The following is a 15,528-nucleotide window of genomic DNA, read 5'->3' on the forward strand; positions in this document are numbered from 1 at the left end:
AGGTGCCCCTGGACGTGGCAACTGACGCAACTAGGGCTGTCTTCTTGGGAGTCGGCGTCACCGGCCGTCCGGCCGCATAGGTACGGACCACCGGTGGTCGGGGATTATGCCACGCCAGTACGACAAGCTGCCGTACACACCAAGCTGTACAGACCACGTCGTACACACCACGTCGTACAACACCACGCCTACACACACGACAGGGGCCCCGCACCACCGTCCTTACGGACGGGGTACGGGGCCCCTGCTGAATGCTCCGAGGAGCAACCAGGTCACGCCTGATCCGATCAGTCAGTTCCTTTCAGAACCGGACCCGACCGGATCGGATCGGACGGGATCAGCAATTACTTGTTGATCTTGGTGACCTGGCCGGCGCCGACGGTCCGGCCACCCTCACGGATGGCGAACTTGAGGCCCTCCTCCATGGCGACGGGCTGGATCAGCTCGACGCTCATGACGGTGTTGTCGCCCGGCATGACCATCTCGGTGCCCTCGGGGAGGGTCACCACGCCGGTCACGTCCGTGGTACGGAAGTAGAACTGCGGGCGGTAGTTGTTGAAGAAGGGGGTGTGACGGCCACCCTCGTCCTTCGACAGGATGTAGGCCTGGGCCTCGAAGCTGGTGTGCGGTGTGACCGAACCCGGCTTGATGATGACCTGGCCGCGCTCGACGTCCTCGCGCTTGATGCCACGGAGGAGCAGACCGACGTTCTCACCGGCCTGGCCCTCGTCGAGCAGCTTGCGGAACATCTCGATGCCGGTGACCGTGGTGGTGGTCTTGTCCTGCTTGATACCGACGATGTCGACGGTCTCGTTGACCTTGAGGACACCACGCTCGATACGACCGGTGACGACGGTGCCACGACCGGTGATCGTGAAGACGTCCTCGATCGGCATCAGGAACGGCTTGTCGATGTCACGCTCGGGCTGCGGGATGGACTCGTCCACGGCGCTCATCAGCTTGAGGACGGAGTCACCCCACTCCTTGTCGCCCTCGAGAGCCTTGAGCGCCGAGACACGCACGACCGGAAGGTCGTCGCCCGGGAACTCGTACTCGGAGAGGAGCTCACGGACCTCGAGCTCGACGAGCTCCATGATCTCTTCGTCGTCCACCATGTCGGCCTTGTTCAGGGCGACAACGATGTACGGCACGCCGACCTGGCGGGCCAGGAGCACGTGCTCCTTGGTCTGCGGCATCGGGCCGTCGGTGGCCGCGACCACGAGGATGGCGCCGTCCATCTGCGCCGCACCCGTGATCATGTTCTTGATGTAGTCCGCGTGACCAGGGCAGTCGACGTGCGCGTAGTGACGCGACTCCGTCTGGTACTCGACGTGCGCGATCGAGATCGTGATACCGCGCTGGCGCTCCTCAGGAGCCTTGTCGATCTGGTCGAAGGCCGAGGCCTCGTTCAGGTCCGGGTACGCGTCATGCAGCACCTTGGTAATGGCGGCCGTGAGGGTCGTCTTACCGTGGTCGATGTGACCGATGGTGCCGATGTTGACGTGCGGCTTAGTCCGCTCGAACTTCGCCTTCGCCACTGGGGTCCTCCTGGAGTGGTTCTGTACGCCTTACTCATCGGCGCCAGGTGATCTTTGCTGGGATGCCGGGGCCCGGAGCCGCCCCGCCGTGAATCCGGCGGAACTGCCCCAAGGCTTCCGGTGACAAGCCTAAAGCGTGGACTCGGAAGAGTTACTCGCCCTTGGCCTTCGCGATGATCTCCTCGGCGACGTTCCGGGGAACCTCGGCGTAGGAGTCGAACTGCATCGAGTAGCTTGCGCGCCCCGAGGTCTTGCTGCGGAGGTCGCCGACGTAGCCGAACATCTCCGAAAGCGGCACCAGACCCTTGATGACCTTGGCGTTGGACCGGTCCTCCATGGACTGGATCTGGCCACGGCGGGAGTTGATGTCGCCGATCACGTCGCCCATGTAGTCCTCGGGCGTGGTGACCTCGACGGCCATCATCGGCTCAAGGAGCACGGGAGACGCCCTGCGGGCACCTTCCTTGAACGCCTGCGAACCGGCGATCTTGAAGGCGAGCTCGGAGGAGTCGACCTCGTGGTAGCCACCGTCGAGCAGGGTGAGGCGCACGCCGGTCATCTCGTAACCGGCCAGGATGCCGAACTGCATGGCCTCCTGCGCACCGGCGTCGACCGAAGGGATGTACTCCTTCGGGATACGCCCACCGGTGACCTTGTTGACGAACTCGTACGAGGTGTCGCCACTCTCGATGGGCTCGAGCATGATCTGCACCTTGGCGAACTGCCCGGTGCCACCGGTCTGCTTCTTGTGGGTGAAGTCCACCCGCTCGACGGTCTTGCGGATCGTCTCACGGTAGGCGACCTGCGGCTTACCGACGTTCGCCTCGACGCGGAACTCGCGCTTCATACGGTCGACCAGCACCTCAAGGTGGAGCTCGCCCATACCGCCGATGACGGTCTGGCCGGTCTCCTCATTGCTGTGCACCTGGAAGGAGGGGTCCTCCTCCGCGAGACTCTGGATGGCGACACCCAGCTTCTCCTGGTCACCCTTGGACTTGGGCTCGATCGCGACCTCGATGACCGGCGCCGGGAAGTCCATGGACTCCAGGATCACCGGGCTCTTGTCGTCGCACAGCGTCTCACCGGTGGTGGTCTGCTTCAGGCCCATGACGGCGACGATGTCGCCGGCGCCCACCGACTCGATCTCCTCACGCTTGTTCGCGTGCATACGGTAGATCTTGCCGATGCGCTCCTTGCGGCCCTTCACGGAGTTCAGCACCGCGGTGCCGGCTTCGAGACGGCCGGAGTACACCCGGACGAAGGTGAGCTTGCCCAGGTGCGGGTCCCTCATGATCTTGAAGGCCAGCGCCGACAGCGGCTCGTCGAACGACGGCTTCCGCGTGACGACCTTCTCCGGGTCCTTCACGTCGTGGCCGTCGATGCCCTCGACGTCCAGGGGAGAAGGCAGGTAGCGCACGACCGCGTCGAGCAGGGGCTGAACGCCCTTGTTCTTGAACGCGGTACCGCAGAACACGGGGGTGACGGTGACGCCCTCGGACTTGCCGGAGGCGATGGTGATACGACGGATCGCCGTGTACAGCTGCTCCACGGTGGGCTCGACGCCCTCCAGGAACAGCTCCATCAGCTCGTCGTCGTTCTCGGCGACGGTCTCGAGCAGCTTGCCGCGCCATTCCTCGGCAGCCTCGGTGTGCGTGGCCGGGATGTCGACGGTGTCGTACATCTCGCCCTTGGCGGCCTCGGCGGACCAGACGTAGGCCTTCATCGTCACGAGGTCGACGACGCCCTTGAAGTCGGCCTCGGCACCGATCGGAAGCTGCATGACGATCGGGGTCGCGCCGAGGCGGTCCGAGATCATCTCGACGCAGCGGTGGAACTCCGCGCCGGTCCGGTCGAGCTTGTTGACGAAGCAGATACGCGGAACACCGTAACGGTCGGCCTGGCGCCAAACCGTCTCGGACTGCGGCTCCACACCGGCGACACCGTCGAACACGGTGACGGCACCGTCGAGTACGCGGAGCGAACGCTCCACCTCGACCGTGAAGTCCACGTGTCCCGGGGTGTCGATGATGTTGATGGTGTGGTCGACGTCCTCGAGCGGCCAGTGACAGGTCGTCGCGGCGGACGTGATCGTGATGCCGCGCTCCTGCTCCTGCTCCATCCAGTCCATCGTGGCAGCGCCGTCGTGGACTTCACCGATCTTGTAGCTCACACCGGTGTAAAACAGGATGCGCTCGGTGGTCGTCGTCTTGCCCGCGTCGATGTGGGCCATGATCCCGATGTTGCGGACCTTGGCCAGGTCAAGCGAAGTGGTGGCCATAAGGCTCAATCTTCTCTCGGTCTCGATGGGGGGAGCGACTACCAGCGGTAGTGCGCGAAGGCCTTGTTGGACTCGGCCATCTTGTGCGTGTCCTCACGCTTCTTGACCGAGGCGCCGAGACCGTTGGAGGCGTCGAGCAGCTCGTTCATGAGGCGTTCGGTCATGGTCTTCTCACGACGGGCGCGGGAGTAACCCACGACCCAGCGCAGAGCGAGGGTGGCGGCGCGACCGGGCTTGACCTCGATCGGCACCTGGTAGGTGGCGCCACCGACACGGCGGGACTTGACCTCGAGCGTGGGCTTGACGTTCTCAAGCGCGCGCTTCAGCGTGATGACCGGGTCGTTGCCGGTCTTCTCGCGGAGGCCTTCCATGGCGCCGTACACGATCCGCTCGGCAGTGGAACGCTTGCCGTTGAGCAGGATCTTGTTGATCAGCGAGGTGACAAGAGGAGAACCGTAGACCGGGTCGATGATGACCGGGCGCTTCGGGGCGGGGCCCTTACGAGGCATTCTTACTTCTCCTTCTTGGCGCCGTAGCGGCTGCGGGCCTGCTTGCGGTTCTTGACGCCCTGGGTGTCCAGGGAACCGCGGATGATCTTGTAACGAACACCCGGCAGGTCCTTCACACGGCCACCACGCACGAGCACGATGGAGTGCTCCTGCAGATTGTGTCCCTCACCCGGAATGTAGGCCGTGACCTCGATGCCGGAGGTCAGACGCACACGCGCGACCTTACGGAGGGCCGAGTTCGGCTTCTTCGGGGTGGTCGTGAACACACGCGTGCAGACGCCACGACGCTGAGGGGAACCCTCAAGAGCGGGCGTCTTGTTCTTCTCGACCTTGTCCTGCCGGCCCTTCCGGACCAGCTGCTGGATCGTAGGCACTACTTCTCCGGTTTCTGTGTGCCGTTCGTGAAACTAACCTGGAACACTCACCGACCCACGCGGTCGGGTGTGTCGAATGCTGCATGACCCCGCTGAAAGCGAGGAAGGCGCAGATTGCGGTGGCCGGTACTCGAGCCCCTCGGCGGTTGCAGACACGCACAGGAGCCCAGGCACACCCCAGGCACAAGGTCTGAGCGTACCTACCTCATCGACTCCGGTCAAAACAAATGCCGTGCACCCGACACGCCGGACGTGGTGGCGCCCGGCATGGCCGGATCAGAGCAGGTCATCACCCGACCGCGGCCCGGCCATCACCCGGCCGCAGCCCGGCCATCGCCCGATCGCGGCCCGGTCGCCGCCCGATCGAGTCGAACATTTAAGCGAGCATATGAGTGCGCAAGACAGGAAAACGTATAAGACGAAGACGGGGCGGGGTGGAGCGGGAGACAGTATGACGGTGGGAGCCGACTTACCGAGATCGACGACCTGTACGGGCTGCGCCGCGCCTGTCGCGGACATCCCGGCCCCGGCGCATGCCTATATGTCCGCCGCCCCCGGCTGCTGGCAGGAGTTCTCCCTGCTGACCGCCGAACTCGCGGACCCCGGTGTGCTGCGCCTGGCCACCGACTGTTACGCCGCGCAGCATCCGTACGGCGGAGAGCGGGAGAGACGCCAGCGTCAGTCGGTGGCGGTCCACCTGACCGCCCTCTGCCTGCACCTGGAGCACGGCCTCTCCGAGGACCGGATGCGGCGGCTGATCAACGGCATCAGCCGGCAGGTGCTGCCACGGCTGGGCAGGGACGACTGGCCCGTGCTGGAGCCCCCCGACGGTCCGGCCGGGCTGGGCTCGGTGACCGTCCTGGACGTACGGCACGCCCCGTCCGAGGAGCGCGCTGCCGCGACCGCCCGCTGGGCATCCTCCGTATGGCGGGCCTGGTCCGGCTCGCACCGGACGGTGGAGGGATGGGCCCGGATCATGCTCGCGGAGGGGCGCCCCCGCATGTGACGGAAGCGGCTCACGCCGTGGAGAGGCGCCCTGGCATGTGATGCCCTGCCATGGGACGGAGACGGCAGAACGGACGCCGGACGAACGGAGACGGACGTGACGGAGACGACCGTATGACGGAGGCGACCGTATGACGGAGGCGAGCCCGTGACGGAGACGACCGACGGCCGGCCCGGCGAGACCGACTGTGAGCGCTGCCGTCCGCCCTATCTGGAGTTGCTGGCCGCCTCGTACAACGACGCGGACCGGCAGCCGCTGCACCAGCTTCTGGTGGACAGCTATTTCGCCCAGCACCCGGGCGGCGGCGACCGGCGCTCGGTGCAGCGGCTGTCGATATGTCTGATGACGCTGGGCATGTTCGTTCAGGACGACGCCGATCCCCGGCTCGGCCCCCAGCTGCACCGCCGCATGGTGGCGTACGGCGGCTTCCGCGCGCTGGAGCCGCAGCCGTCCGCCGAGAGCCTGCACTCCCGGCTGTCCGCCGCCGACGTGGTGGCCGCCGGGGACACCCAGGAGTACCGCAAGCTGCTCACGGCCTGGGGCGCGGAGATGTGGGACGCCTGGTCGGACCACCACGCGCTGGTACGTGAGTGGATCGACCGGGCCCTCGGCTGAGACGGTCCGTCCGGCTGTGACGGGGGCTGTGGCTGTGACGGGGGCCGAGGCTGCGGGGGGCTACGAGGTGCCGGGGATGAAGGCGTCCTTGCCCGGTGGTACGAACTCCTTCGGCCGGATCAGCGGCTCCGGCTCCCCCGCCCGGTAGGCCAGTCCCAGTCCGGCCGCCAGCGCTCCCGCGGCGCTGAGGCCCTCGCTCGCGGCCTCGACGCTGAAGTAACGGCGTTCGGTGGGCCGGTAGCCGATGAGTTCCACGACCCTCGACACCCCGGGCGGGCGCCCGTAGGCGGCTTCCTGGGAGTCCCACAGGTAGACGGCTCCCCACTGCTCGCCCTCCGGGCCGGTGGAGGAGATCCACACCTTCTGGCGCAGCCCCGGCGTCTTCGCGTACGCCTCGACCGCGTAGTCACGCAGGTAGGCGCGCAGGGATGCGACCGTCGCGGTGGAGCGGGACAGGTCCCACAGGATGAGCGTGCAGTACAGCTCGGGTGCGGTGCCGGACGGCTCGAGTGCGGTGCCGCACGGCTCGGGTGCGGTGCCGGGGTCCGGGGCGGTCATGACCACACCACCGGCAGTGCGCGCGGATAGCGGTGGAAGAGGTTGCCGGTGAACTCCACGGCGGCCGGGTCGAACGCGAGCCGCAGCCCCGGGAACCGTCGCAGCAGCCGGCTGAACCCCTCCTGGAGTTCGACCCGGGCCAGGGACGAGCCGAGGCAGTAGTGCGATCCGGCACCGAATGTCAGGTGGTGGTGGGGCGCGCCCCGGGACGGGTCGAATACGTCGGGGCGGTCGGTGCGCGCCTCGTCGCGGCCCGCGGAGTCCAGGGAGATGAACACGGTGGCCCCGGCCGGGATGGTCACCCCGCCCAGCGGTACGTCCTCGGTGGTGACGGTCGTACCGGCGAAACCGGTGCCGGACTGGGCGTAACGGAGGACCTCCTCCACCACGGCCGCCGCGGACACGGAGCCGTCGCGCAGCCGGGCCGGCTCGGCGGGGCGCTGGAACAGGGCCAGCAGTCCGTTGGCGAACTGGACCGCGGTGGACTCGTAACCTGCGGTCGCCAACAGCATGACGGTGGTGAGGAGTTCGGCGTCGGTGGGCCCGTCGGCCGTGCTTCCTGACTGGGCTCCGGACCGGGCGAGCAGCAGGCCGACGAGGCCGTCTCCGGGGTCGGTACGTTCCTTCTCCACCAGCTTCCGGGCGCAGCCGAACAGCGAGCCCATGGCTTCCCCGAAGGCGGCCGTCGACGCCTGGGCCTCCCGTATCCGCGCGGCCCAGGCGCGGAAGGCCGGGCGAAGTTCCTCGGGCAGGTCGAACAGTTCGCACAGGACGCGTACCGGCACCTGGTAGGCGAAGGCGGAGACCAGGTCCACGGGGCGGGGCCCGTTGTTCACCTCCGTCGACGGAGAAGCCGCCACCTCCGTCGCCAGCTCTGTCGCCGCCTCCGTCGCCATCTCGTCCAGCGTCTCCTCTACGGCTCGGCCGACCCGTTCCCGGAGCGATTCGGCGTGCTTCGGGGTGAGGACCTCGGCGAGCGTGCGCCGCCATACGGCATGGGTCTCCGGGTCGGCCAGCGACATCCCGAAGTCGAACTGCTCGCCCGGGGGCCTGCCTTGAGGCTCGCCCCGCGAGCCGTTCCGGGGAACAGGCCGGGGCTGCGGTCCGCCCCGTAGCGCGCCCTCTCTGACCTGACGCCGGCTGAAACGCGGATCGGTCAGCACCGTACGGACGTCGTCGTAACGCGTGACCAGCCAGACGACGGCGCCGTTGGCCAGCCGTACCTGGGACACGGGGGCGTGCCTGCGTCGCCGGGTCAGTTCCTCGGGCGGCTCGAAGGGGCACTTCTGTTCAAAGGGATAGACGACCTGTGACGCTTCAGATGCTTCGGGCGCTTTCATGGCGGCCTCCTCGGTTCCCTCTCGCTCGTCAGACTCGTACCGGCAGCGCGGCCGGGTAGAAGGTGAACAGGTTGCTGGCGAGCACCACGTCGTCGAGATCGCGGCCGTCGAAGCGGAGGTCCGGGAAGCGGGCGAGCATCCGGCCGATGCCCTCCCCCATCTCGGCCCTGGCCAGCGCGGCGCCGAGGCAGAAGTGCGGGCCGTGGCTGAAGGCGGCCTGCCGGTGGGCGCAGCCGCGCCCGATGTCGAACGTGGCGGCGTCGTCGCCGAAGACCTTCTCGTCGCGGTTGGCCGATGCCAGGGACACGAAGACGACGGCCCCGGCCGGGATCTTCGTACCGGAGAGTTCGACGTCCTCGGTGGTGAACTTGGCGATGGCGTACCCGGTGCCCATCTGCGCGTACCGCAGGATCTCCTCGACCGCGCCCGTGATCAGCGCGGGCTCGTTTCGCAGCCTGCGCATCTGCTCGGGGTGGCGGAAGAGGGCGTAGAAGGCGTTGCCGAGCTGGACGGCGGTGCTCTCGTACCCCGCCATCAGCAACAGGACGACGGTGGAGACCAGTTCCTCGTTGTTGAGCCGCCCGTCGTCCTCGTCCCGCAGGCCGATCAGGGTGCTCAGCAGGTCGTCGCCCAGGTTCTGCCGTTTACGGACGATCAGACCGATGGCGTACCGGCCGATGGCCTGGAGGGCCTGCCCGAACTCGATGAACGAGGACTGCATGTCCCGCCGGGTCAGCTGGGCGGCGAGCGCGGTGAACTCAGGACGTGCCTCGTCCTCCAGCCCCAGCAGGTCGCAGATGACACGGATCGGCAGCTTGTACGCGTAGTCGGCCATCAGGTCGAAGCGGCCGTCGCGCGCGGCGAGTTCGTCCAGCAGGTCGTCGGTGTGCGCGATGAGGGCTCCGCGCATCGACTCGGCCTGACGGGCGGTAAAGGCCTGGTTGACGATGCGCCGCCATCGGGTGTGACCCGGCGGCTCGGATATCGAACCGCCGAAGTTGAAGACGGGGCTGGACGCGTCGGCCCGGTAGCCGGTGTTCACCCGGGCCGCGCCCTCGCGGTTGATGGTCCGGCTGAAGCGCCGGTCGGTGAGCGCCGTACGGACGTCCTCGTACCGGGTGATCAGCCAGGCGCGGTCGCCGCTCTCCAGCCGTACCTGGGCGATCGGCCGGTTCTCCCGGAGCCAGGCGAACTCCTCGGGCATCTCGAACGGGACATGACGGGTGAAGGGATAGCTGCGATCTGCGATGTCCACGGAGGTTCTCCTGTAACCGGCGACGGGTGTTGTCGGTGGGGCTCACTACGGGAGGTGCTCACTACGGGAGGTGCTCACTACGGGAGGTGCACACTACGGGAGGTGCACACTGCGGGAGGTGCTCACTACGGGAGGTGCTCACTATGGGAGGTGCACACTGCGGGAGGTGCTCACTACGGGAGGGAGGGAGAGGGAAGGTCCGGGGGGGGGCACCGAGGCGTTCCCTGCGGTGCTCCCGTACGCGGTCGAGCAGTTCGGGCGACGGATCGAGCCCCGCGCAGTCGCTGACGACGTGATGGCCGAGGTAGCCGAGGAAGGACTCCTGCTCGGGTATCAGGCCCAGCCGGTTGTTGTGGGTGTGCAGGTAGCTGAGCAGTACGATCTGCTGCCGCCGCCGCGCCGGGGCGTCCGGGCCGCCGAGGGTGACCGCCGGAAGCACGGTGCCCGCCGACTCGGTCAGCGCCCGCCACGCCTCCCCCACCGCCCGCCCGAAGGGATCGGCGGAGGAGGTATCAGGGGAACTGGAGGGGCCGGGGTTCGGCGGACCGAGCAGCCGCCCGGCGTATGCGGCGGCGGTATCCCGTCGCTGCCGCAGCAGATCGGGCCAGGTGTCGAGGAACTGGTCGAAGACGTACGGCGACCACACCACGCAGTAGTGCGCGAAGAAGTCCCTCATCCCGGCCGGTGACAGCCGGGCCGCGCTCAGTCCGCGCAGCATCGCGGAGAAGGCCGTGCCCAGCCGCTTGGCGGAGGACCCGCCGATACCGGCCAGCGCGGCCAGCGCCACCGCGCTGCTGCGGTCGAAGAACCGCTCGGCGATGTCGACGCCCGCCTCACCTCCGTACTTCCCGTACTCGGGTACGTACGGAACGCGGTGGACGGAGTCCGGCGGCCGGAGTTCGTCGGTCGCCTCGGACTCCAGCGCCGCCATGGTGGCCTGTGCCGCGCGGAACTCCTCGGGGGCGTAGCCGTAACCGCCGGGGAACGCGGCGAGGTGGGCGCTCAGCCGGTCGGCCACGTCCCGTACGGCCCGTTCCCCGGACTCCGGTGCGTGCCCGGTGAGACGGAACCGGAGCCGGATGTGGTGGCCGCCCTGCCAGTAGCGGAGGAAGAAGGCCCGGTCGATTTCCCCGGTGCCGTACAGCGGGGCGACGGCCGGGGCCACCGCGTCGGTGAGGAAGGTGTCCTGGTCGGTGTACCGGTGGATGTGCAGGCCGTACCACTTGGGGCAGGTGGTTCCGGAGTCGGTGGTACCGGAGTCGGTGGTACCGGAGTCGGTGGTAGGGGCGCCGCCGGAGTCCGAAGCGGGCTGGTCAGCCGTGTGCATGGTCGTCGTCCCCTCGGGTGTGCGGGTGAGCGGGGTGACCGGCGGTGGTGAGCGTGAGTTCCACGAAGAACTCCTCGGCGCTCGTGGAACGGCCGTCCCGCCCGTCGTAGTCCTCGGCGCGCGGCAGACACTCCACGAAGGTCACCGTGCCGCCGTCGCCCGACTCCGCGAGCTGCCGGGCCAGCACCTGGAGCAGGAACGGATTGCGGGCGTCGAGGTAGTGCGGCTTGTGCAGCCGGGCGCTGCGCGCCTCAAGAGCCCACCGTCTGGTCTCCGCCAACAGGTCGTGCTCACCCGGCGCGACGGCCGGAGGTGCGCTGACGCGGAAGAAGGTGTGCCGGGGTATCCCCCGTTCCGTACGCCAGCGGTCGAACTCGGCGAGGGCGGCGGCCTCCTGGCGTTCCAGCCCGTCGCGGGCCGGAACGGCCGACGTGGGGGTGCGCCACGACCTGCGGTCGAGCACCATGTCGCCGAGCAGTACGCGCGGCCGTGACCGCTCGGCGGATGGCGGGCCCGTACGGCCGGTGGTCAGGCCCGCGACGGCGTCGGCCCGGTCCAACTGGTCCCAGAGGCCGCCTCGGTAGGTACGGGTGGGGGCGAAGGCGCACAGCAGCCGGTACAGGGCGGGCGCGGCGGCGGGATAGAGGAAGTTGAGGGGGACGAGGTCCAGCGGCTGCCCGTCCCGGACGTTCACCAGGGTCAGGACGCGCCGTGCGGGATCCGGCCGGACGGCCAGGTCGGCGAGGGTGAGGGAATGGGAGTTGGGGTGGGTGCGGTCCGTCGGGGTGTGGGGCACCGAGCCGGGATAGACCAGTTCGTACGGGCTGAGGCGCGGGTGCAGGTTGAAGTTGAGGCCGAGGACGGCCGTGATGTCGCACTGCCGGGGGGTGGTTTCGGCGATCCGGTCGCGCAGTGCCTCGGTGAGGCTCCAGGTGTCCGGCCGGTCCGGCTCCAGCAGTTCGCAGAAGCGGGAGAAGAACACACCTTGGCCGGTGGTGATCCCGTTGACGACCGCGAGCCGCCGGTGCGGGCCGTCGGCGAACTGCACGCGGTAGGCGGCGGACCGCCACGGCGGCAGCGTCTCGGGCAGCCGGTCCGCGAAGGCGCGCAGGCGCGCCGGGTCGAGCCGTATTTCGTCGGGGCTTGGGCCGGAGCTGGGGCTTGGGCCGGAGTCAGGGCTTGGGCCGGTGCCGCCCGCGCGGTCGCCGCACTCGCGCAGCTCGGTACGGAGCAACTCGGCGAATTCCTGCCGCAGTCGGCGCAGCCGTTCGCTGTGCGGGTCCCCGACACCGGCGGCCACCGCGCTCGCCTCGGCGGGGGGAAGTTCGGCGAAGGCACGGTAGAACTCGGTGAATGCCACATCGCCGGCCGCGTCGCCCTCGCCCTCGCCCTCGCCCTCGTCCGTGTCCGTGTCCGCGTCCGCGTCCGGCGCTTCACCGTGCGGACCGTTCATGCCGTACTCGCGGGCGAAGAAGGCGTACAGGCCCGCCTTCTCGATGCTCGCGTCGTCCAGCACCGGGACGATCCGCTGGAAGAGCTCCAGGGCCCAGCGGTTCTCCTCCAGCAGCTCGGGCCGCCAGCTGCGGGCGGGCTCCCGGGTGCCGACGTCCTCGTACACCACCGAGCGCATGGCCTCGGGCGCGGGCGCCCGGCAGCCGCAGGCGGCCACGAACGCGTCGACCTGTTCCCGTACCTCGGCCAGCAGCGCGGCGCGCCGGCGCGCCGACGCGGCCGGGAAGCCGTCCGCGACGGCCTGGAGGCGTTCGAAGACGACGGCGCAGCGGCCCGCCTGGTCGGTGCCCAGGCCGCGTAACCGCTGGGCGATGGCCTGCGCCGGGCGCGGATGCTGGTCCGGCAGGCCCAGGCCTCGGTGGCAGATCCCGGCCCGTACGAGTTGGTCCAGGGCCCGGTCGGCGGTGTCGGGGGCGAGGCCGGCCGTCACCAGCCGTTCGCGCAACTCCCGCTCCAGGAGTCCTTGTTCGGGCTGGTCACCGTCGGCGAGGACCTGGCGCAGCAGCCGCAGCAGGGCGGTGTCGCGCGCGGTCACGACCCGGGAGGCTCCGAAGGCGGCGTCCTCGGCGCCGTCCGGGGCGCGCCGGATGCAGGAAGCTCGGCCGTCCTGCGCGGTGAGGGAGTTGTTGAGCCGTATCCGCATCAGTTCGTCGGCACGATCGAGACGGTGCAGCTCGTACGCCATCCAGGAGAGCAGCCCCGAGCTGAGCCTGGCTTGTACGGGCCGGGCCTTGGGGGCCGCAGGAGCCGCCTCCGTCCGGCCGGCCGGCTTCTCCGGCGTCCAGGGGTGGGCGCCGATCTCGGTGAAGGAGGCGAACGGGGAGGGCTTGAAGACGACCCGGTAGGCGAAGCTGGTCAGGGTGTTCTCGGCACGGCGCCGCTTGCTGGGCTTACGGCGCGGCGAGAACGGATCGGCGGCGTAGTCGAGCACGGTCCGCCAGGTGCGTTCGTCCGACAGCTGGAGTCCGCGCTGGAAGTCCTCCTGACAGGTGGTGGCCGCCAACGTCCGGCGACCGGCGTCCAGTTCGGCCTGGAGCGTCGCCTCGGCCTCCTTCATCAGCCGCGCTCCCTCGGCGCGGTGCCGGAGCCAGGCCTCCAGCAGTTCACGCGCCGGCCGGTCCAGCAGCCGCGCGGCGTCCGGGACACCGGGGACGCGGTCGTTGTGGATGTCGCGGCGCAGCCGCAGGATCTCGTGGCGCCGGTCGGTGGCGAGAGCGGGTACGGCCTCGTGCAGGGCGTCCTCCAGCTGTCCGCGCAGCTCTTCCCTACGGGCGCGGGCGCGTTCGGCCTCTTCGAGCAGGGGCCAGGTACGGCGGGGAGTCAGGTCTTCCAGAGCGGGCAGGCCGAGCGTGCCCCGGCGAAAGAGGCAGTAGGGGCTGAACCTGGCGGAGTCGGCGGAGTCGGCGGGTGCGTGTATCTGCACCCGCGCCTGTATCTCTGCCCGCGCCTGTATCTGTGTCTGCGCCTGTGTCTGTGTCTGCCGCTCCCGTACTTCTTCCGCGCCGGCCGTACCAGCCGTACCTGCTGTTCCTCGGGTCTCCGCCGTCTCACGGTCATCTGTCACCGTGGCATCACCGCAATCTCCCAGTTCGGATCGGCACGCAGCGCGCCCACGCAGACCTGCGCCTGAGTTCCTTTGCCGCTGCCTTCGAGTCCGTACGCCCGGTCCATCCGCGTCACGTCGAAGCCGAGCACGGCGTGCCCGGTGAGTTCCTCGGCGGAGGCGCAGAGCGTGACGGCCTCCACGGCGGCGCCGACGGCCAGTTGCTGCTCGCGGTAGCCCCGTGCGCCGCCGCCTCCCCGTCGCCGCCAGTCGAGCGGTGTGACCACATGGAGGGTGAAGGCGGCGAGTTCGGCGTTGAAGGAGGCGGCGAACAGCGCTTCCTGGACCCGCCGCGCACAGCCCGGGTCGGCTCCCGTACCGGCGGGGATCAGGGCGCCCCGGTCCGGCAGATACCGGTACCAGCCCGCCGGGACCCCGCTGACGCGGTGCGGTGAGCAGTACAGCTCCGTCTCCGCCGCCCGCGCGCCGAGCCCGTCGGGGCAGTCGCGCGCCAGCTCGCGCAGCGCCTCGGCGGTGTGGTCCAGTACGGTCGCGAGTCGCTCCGCCTCCACCTCCGCCCCGGTGAACAGCCGTCCGCGCGAGGCGCGTTGGGCGATCACGCGGGGCACGAACAGATCGGTACGGCACGGGGCGGGCAGCTCGACGGCATCGGCCACGTCCGACAAGGGCCACGTGTCAGGACCAGAACGGGTGTCAGGAGCGGAACGGGCGTCGGAGCCGGAACGGGTGTCGGAGCCGGAGGTACGGGTGGCTCGCTGCCACGCGTCGAAGCGCGCCGAGCGTCTGATCGTCCGGGAGCGCTCCAGCACTGCGGGCGGGCGTCCCCTCGTACCTCCCCCGTAGCCGGTAGCGGAGTCGGCCGTCACCGAGTGGCCGAGGCCGACGACCGCGTAGGCGCTCTCCTCCGTACCGTCCAGGCCGAGGCAGGCGTTCAGTGCCGCGTCGTCGAACGCCGTACGGACCTCGGCGTGGCCGAACTCGGCGCGGGCCAGCCGGGCGGCCCGCCCCACGGCGACACCGGCGTCGACCGTGCCCAGGCGGGCGGAGAAGTCGCCGTACTTGTAGAAGTTCTTCCAGAACCGGCTGGTCAGGACGAGCAGCACGGGCGCGAGGTCCTCCTGTGCGTGACCGTCGGCGGGCAGCCCCAGTGCCTCGCGCAGAGCCGGGACCACGGTGTGAGCATCGCCGAGGACGGTCAGTTCATGCCGGTACGGGTCGTAGTGGCAGACCTGGTCCGCGCCGGTGAGCAACACCGCGTACACCTCGGTCGGATACATTGACCCGCCCGATGGGATGGGGCGGCGCAGCAGGACCTGGGGGCCGTGGTGCGGCCGGGGGTCGCCGGGCGTGGCGTGCACTCCGCCCGAAGGGTCGGCCCGTACGCGGCGGATCGCGAAGCCGTCGTACAACACCCGGTGCAGGGCGGCGACGAGCGGCGCGCCGCCGGGCCGCAGCCGGACCCGCTGTCCGCCGGTGTAGACCTTGACCGGCCAGGGGCCGTCGTGCCAGTCGACCCGCCAGTCGTCCGGGTTGGCTGTGCGCGGGTCGAGCCGGAGCCGGGAGGTGTAGGCGTATGCCTCGTCGGACGTGAGGCCGTCGGGGGTCCGGGGCGGGGAGGTGATCGGCTTGGCCATGGCTGTGGGTTCTCTCCT

At 69.4% G+C, this 15,528-nt stretch carries 12 protein-coding genes; 2 read left to right on the plus strand and 10 right to left on the minus strand.

The features are described from left to right. Positions 1-344 precede the first annotated feature (344 nt). The 4 genes from tuf to rpsL form a co-directional block, all read right to left on the minus strand. Positions 345-1,538, minus strand: a complete 1,194-nt coding sequence (tuf, locus tag ACIOJD_RS05680) for an elongation factor Tu (RefSeq protein ID WP_401876666.1) — start codon at positions 1,536-1,538, stop codon at positions 345-347. A gap of 151 nt (positions 1,539-1,689) precedes the next feature. Beyond that, positions 1,690-3,816 (minus strand): elongation factor G, encoded by a 2,127-nt coding sequence (gene fusA / locus ACIOJD_RS05685; RefSeq protein WP_401908507.1) that lies wholly within the window; start codon positions 3,814-3,816, stop codon positions 1,690-1,692. 38 nt (positions 3,817-3,854) lie between these two features. After that, a complete protein-coding gene (gene rpsG / locus ACIOJD_RS05690) occupies positions 3,855-4,325 on the minus strand; it encodes a 30S ribosomal protein S7 (RefSeq protein WP_030742163.1) in 471 nt (156 codons plus the stop codon). Positions 4,326-4,327: 2 nt separating this feature from the next. After that, positions 4,328-4,699, minus strand: coding sequence for a 30S ribosomal protein S12 (rpsL, locus tag ACIOJD_RS05695; RefSeq protein ID WP_003948652.1), 372 nt, complete (start codon positions 4,697-4,699; stop codon positions 4,328-4,330). A gap of 457 nt (positions 4,700-5,156) precedes the next feature. Here rpsL and ACIOJD_RS05700 point away from each other — a divergent pair, with 457 nt between their 5' ends. Both ACIOJD_RS05700 and ACIOJD_RS05705 read left to right on the plus strand, forming a co-directional pair. Beyond that, a complete protein-coding gene (locus ACIOJD_RS05700; protein WP_401908509.1) occupies positions 5,157-5,705 on the plus strand; it encodes a DUF5946 family protein in 549 nt (182 codons plus the stop codon). Between the two features lie 147 nt (positions 5,706-5,852). Continuing rightward, positions 5,853-6,320, plus strand: coding sequence for a DUF5946 family protein (locus tag ACIOJD_RS05705; protein ID WP_401908511.1), 468 nt, complete (start codon positions 5,853-5,855; stop codon positions 6,318-6,320). Between the two features lie 60 nt (positions 6,321-6,380). Here the strand turns inward: ACIOJD_RS05705 and ACIOJD_RS05710 are convergent, their stop codons facing one another. The 6 genes from ACIOJD_RS05710 to ACIOJD_RS05735 form a co-directional block, all read right to left on the minus strand. Next, on the minus strand, positions 6,381-6,878 hold the full coding sequence (locus ACIOJD_RS05710) for a hypothetical protein (protein ID WP_401908512.1): 498 nt from the start codon (positions 6,876-6,878) through the stop codon (positions 6,381-6,383). Next, positions 6,875-8,218 carry a cytochrome P450 gene (locus tag ACIOJD_RS05715; protein WP_401908514.1) on the minus strand — a complete coding sequence of 448 codons (1,344 nt, stop codon included), beginning with the start codon at positions 8,216-8,218 and terminating at the stop codon, positions 6,875-6,877. Before ACIOJD_RS05715 ends, ACIOJD_RS05710 begins: the two co-directional genes overlap by 4 nt. Before the next feature lie 28 nt (positions 8,219-8,246). Then, positions 8,247-9,473: a cytochrome P450 gene (locus ACIOJD_RS05720; RefSeq protein WP_401908516.1), complete on the minus strand. Its 1,227-nt coding sequence runs from the start codon at positions 9,471-9,473 to the stop codon at positions 8,247-8,249. A gap of 61 nt (positions 9,474-9,534) precedes the next feature. Further along, entirely contained in the window at positions 9,535-10,800 is a 1,266-nt protein-coding gene (locus ACIOJD_RS05725; RefSeq protein WP_401908518.1) for a lantibiotic dehydratase C-terminal domain-containing protein, read from the minus strand. After that, entirely contained in the window at positions 10,787-13,876 is a 3,090-nt protein-coding gene (locus tag ACIOJD_RS05730; RefSeq protein WP_401908519.1) for a hypothetical protein, read from the minus strand. The genes ACIOJD_RS05725 and ACIOJD_RS05730 overlap by 14 nt, the downstream gene beginning before the upstream one ends. Then, positions 13,873-15,510, minus strand: a complete 1,638-nt coding sequence (locus ACIOJD_RS05735) for a SagB family peptide dehydrogenase (RefSeq protein WP_401908520.1) — start codon at positions 15,508-15,510, stop codon at positions 13,873-13,875. The genes ACIOJD_RS05730 and ACIOJD_RS05735 overlap by 4 nt, the downstream gene beginning before the upstream one ends. Positions 15,511-15,528 lie beyond the last annotated feature (18 nt).

It is taken from the genome of Streptomyces sp. NPDC088116, from assembly GCF_044741745.1.
In the GTDB taxonomy this organism is placed as follows: Bacteria; Actinomycetota; Actinomycetes; order Streptomycetales; family Streptomycetaceae; genus Streptomyces.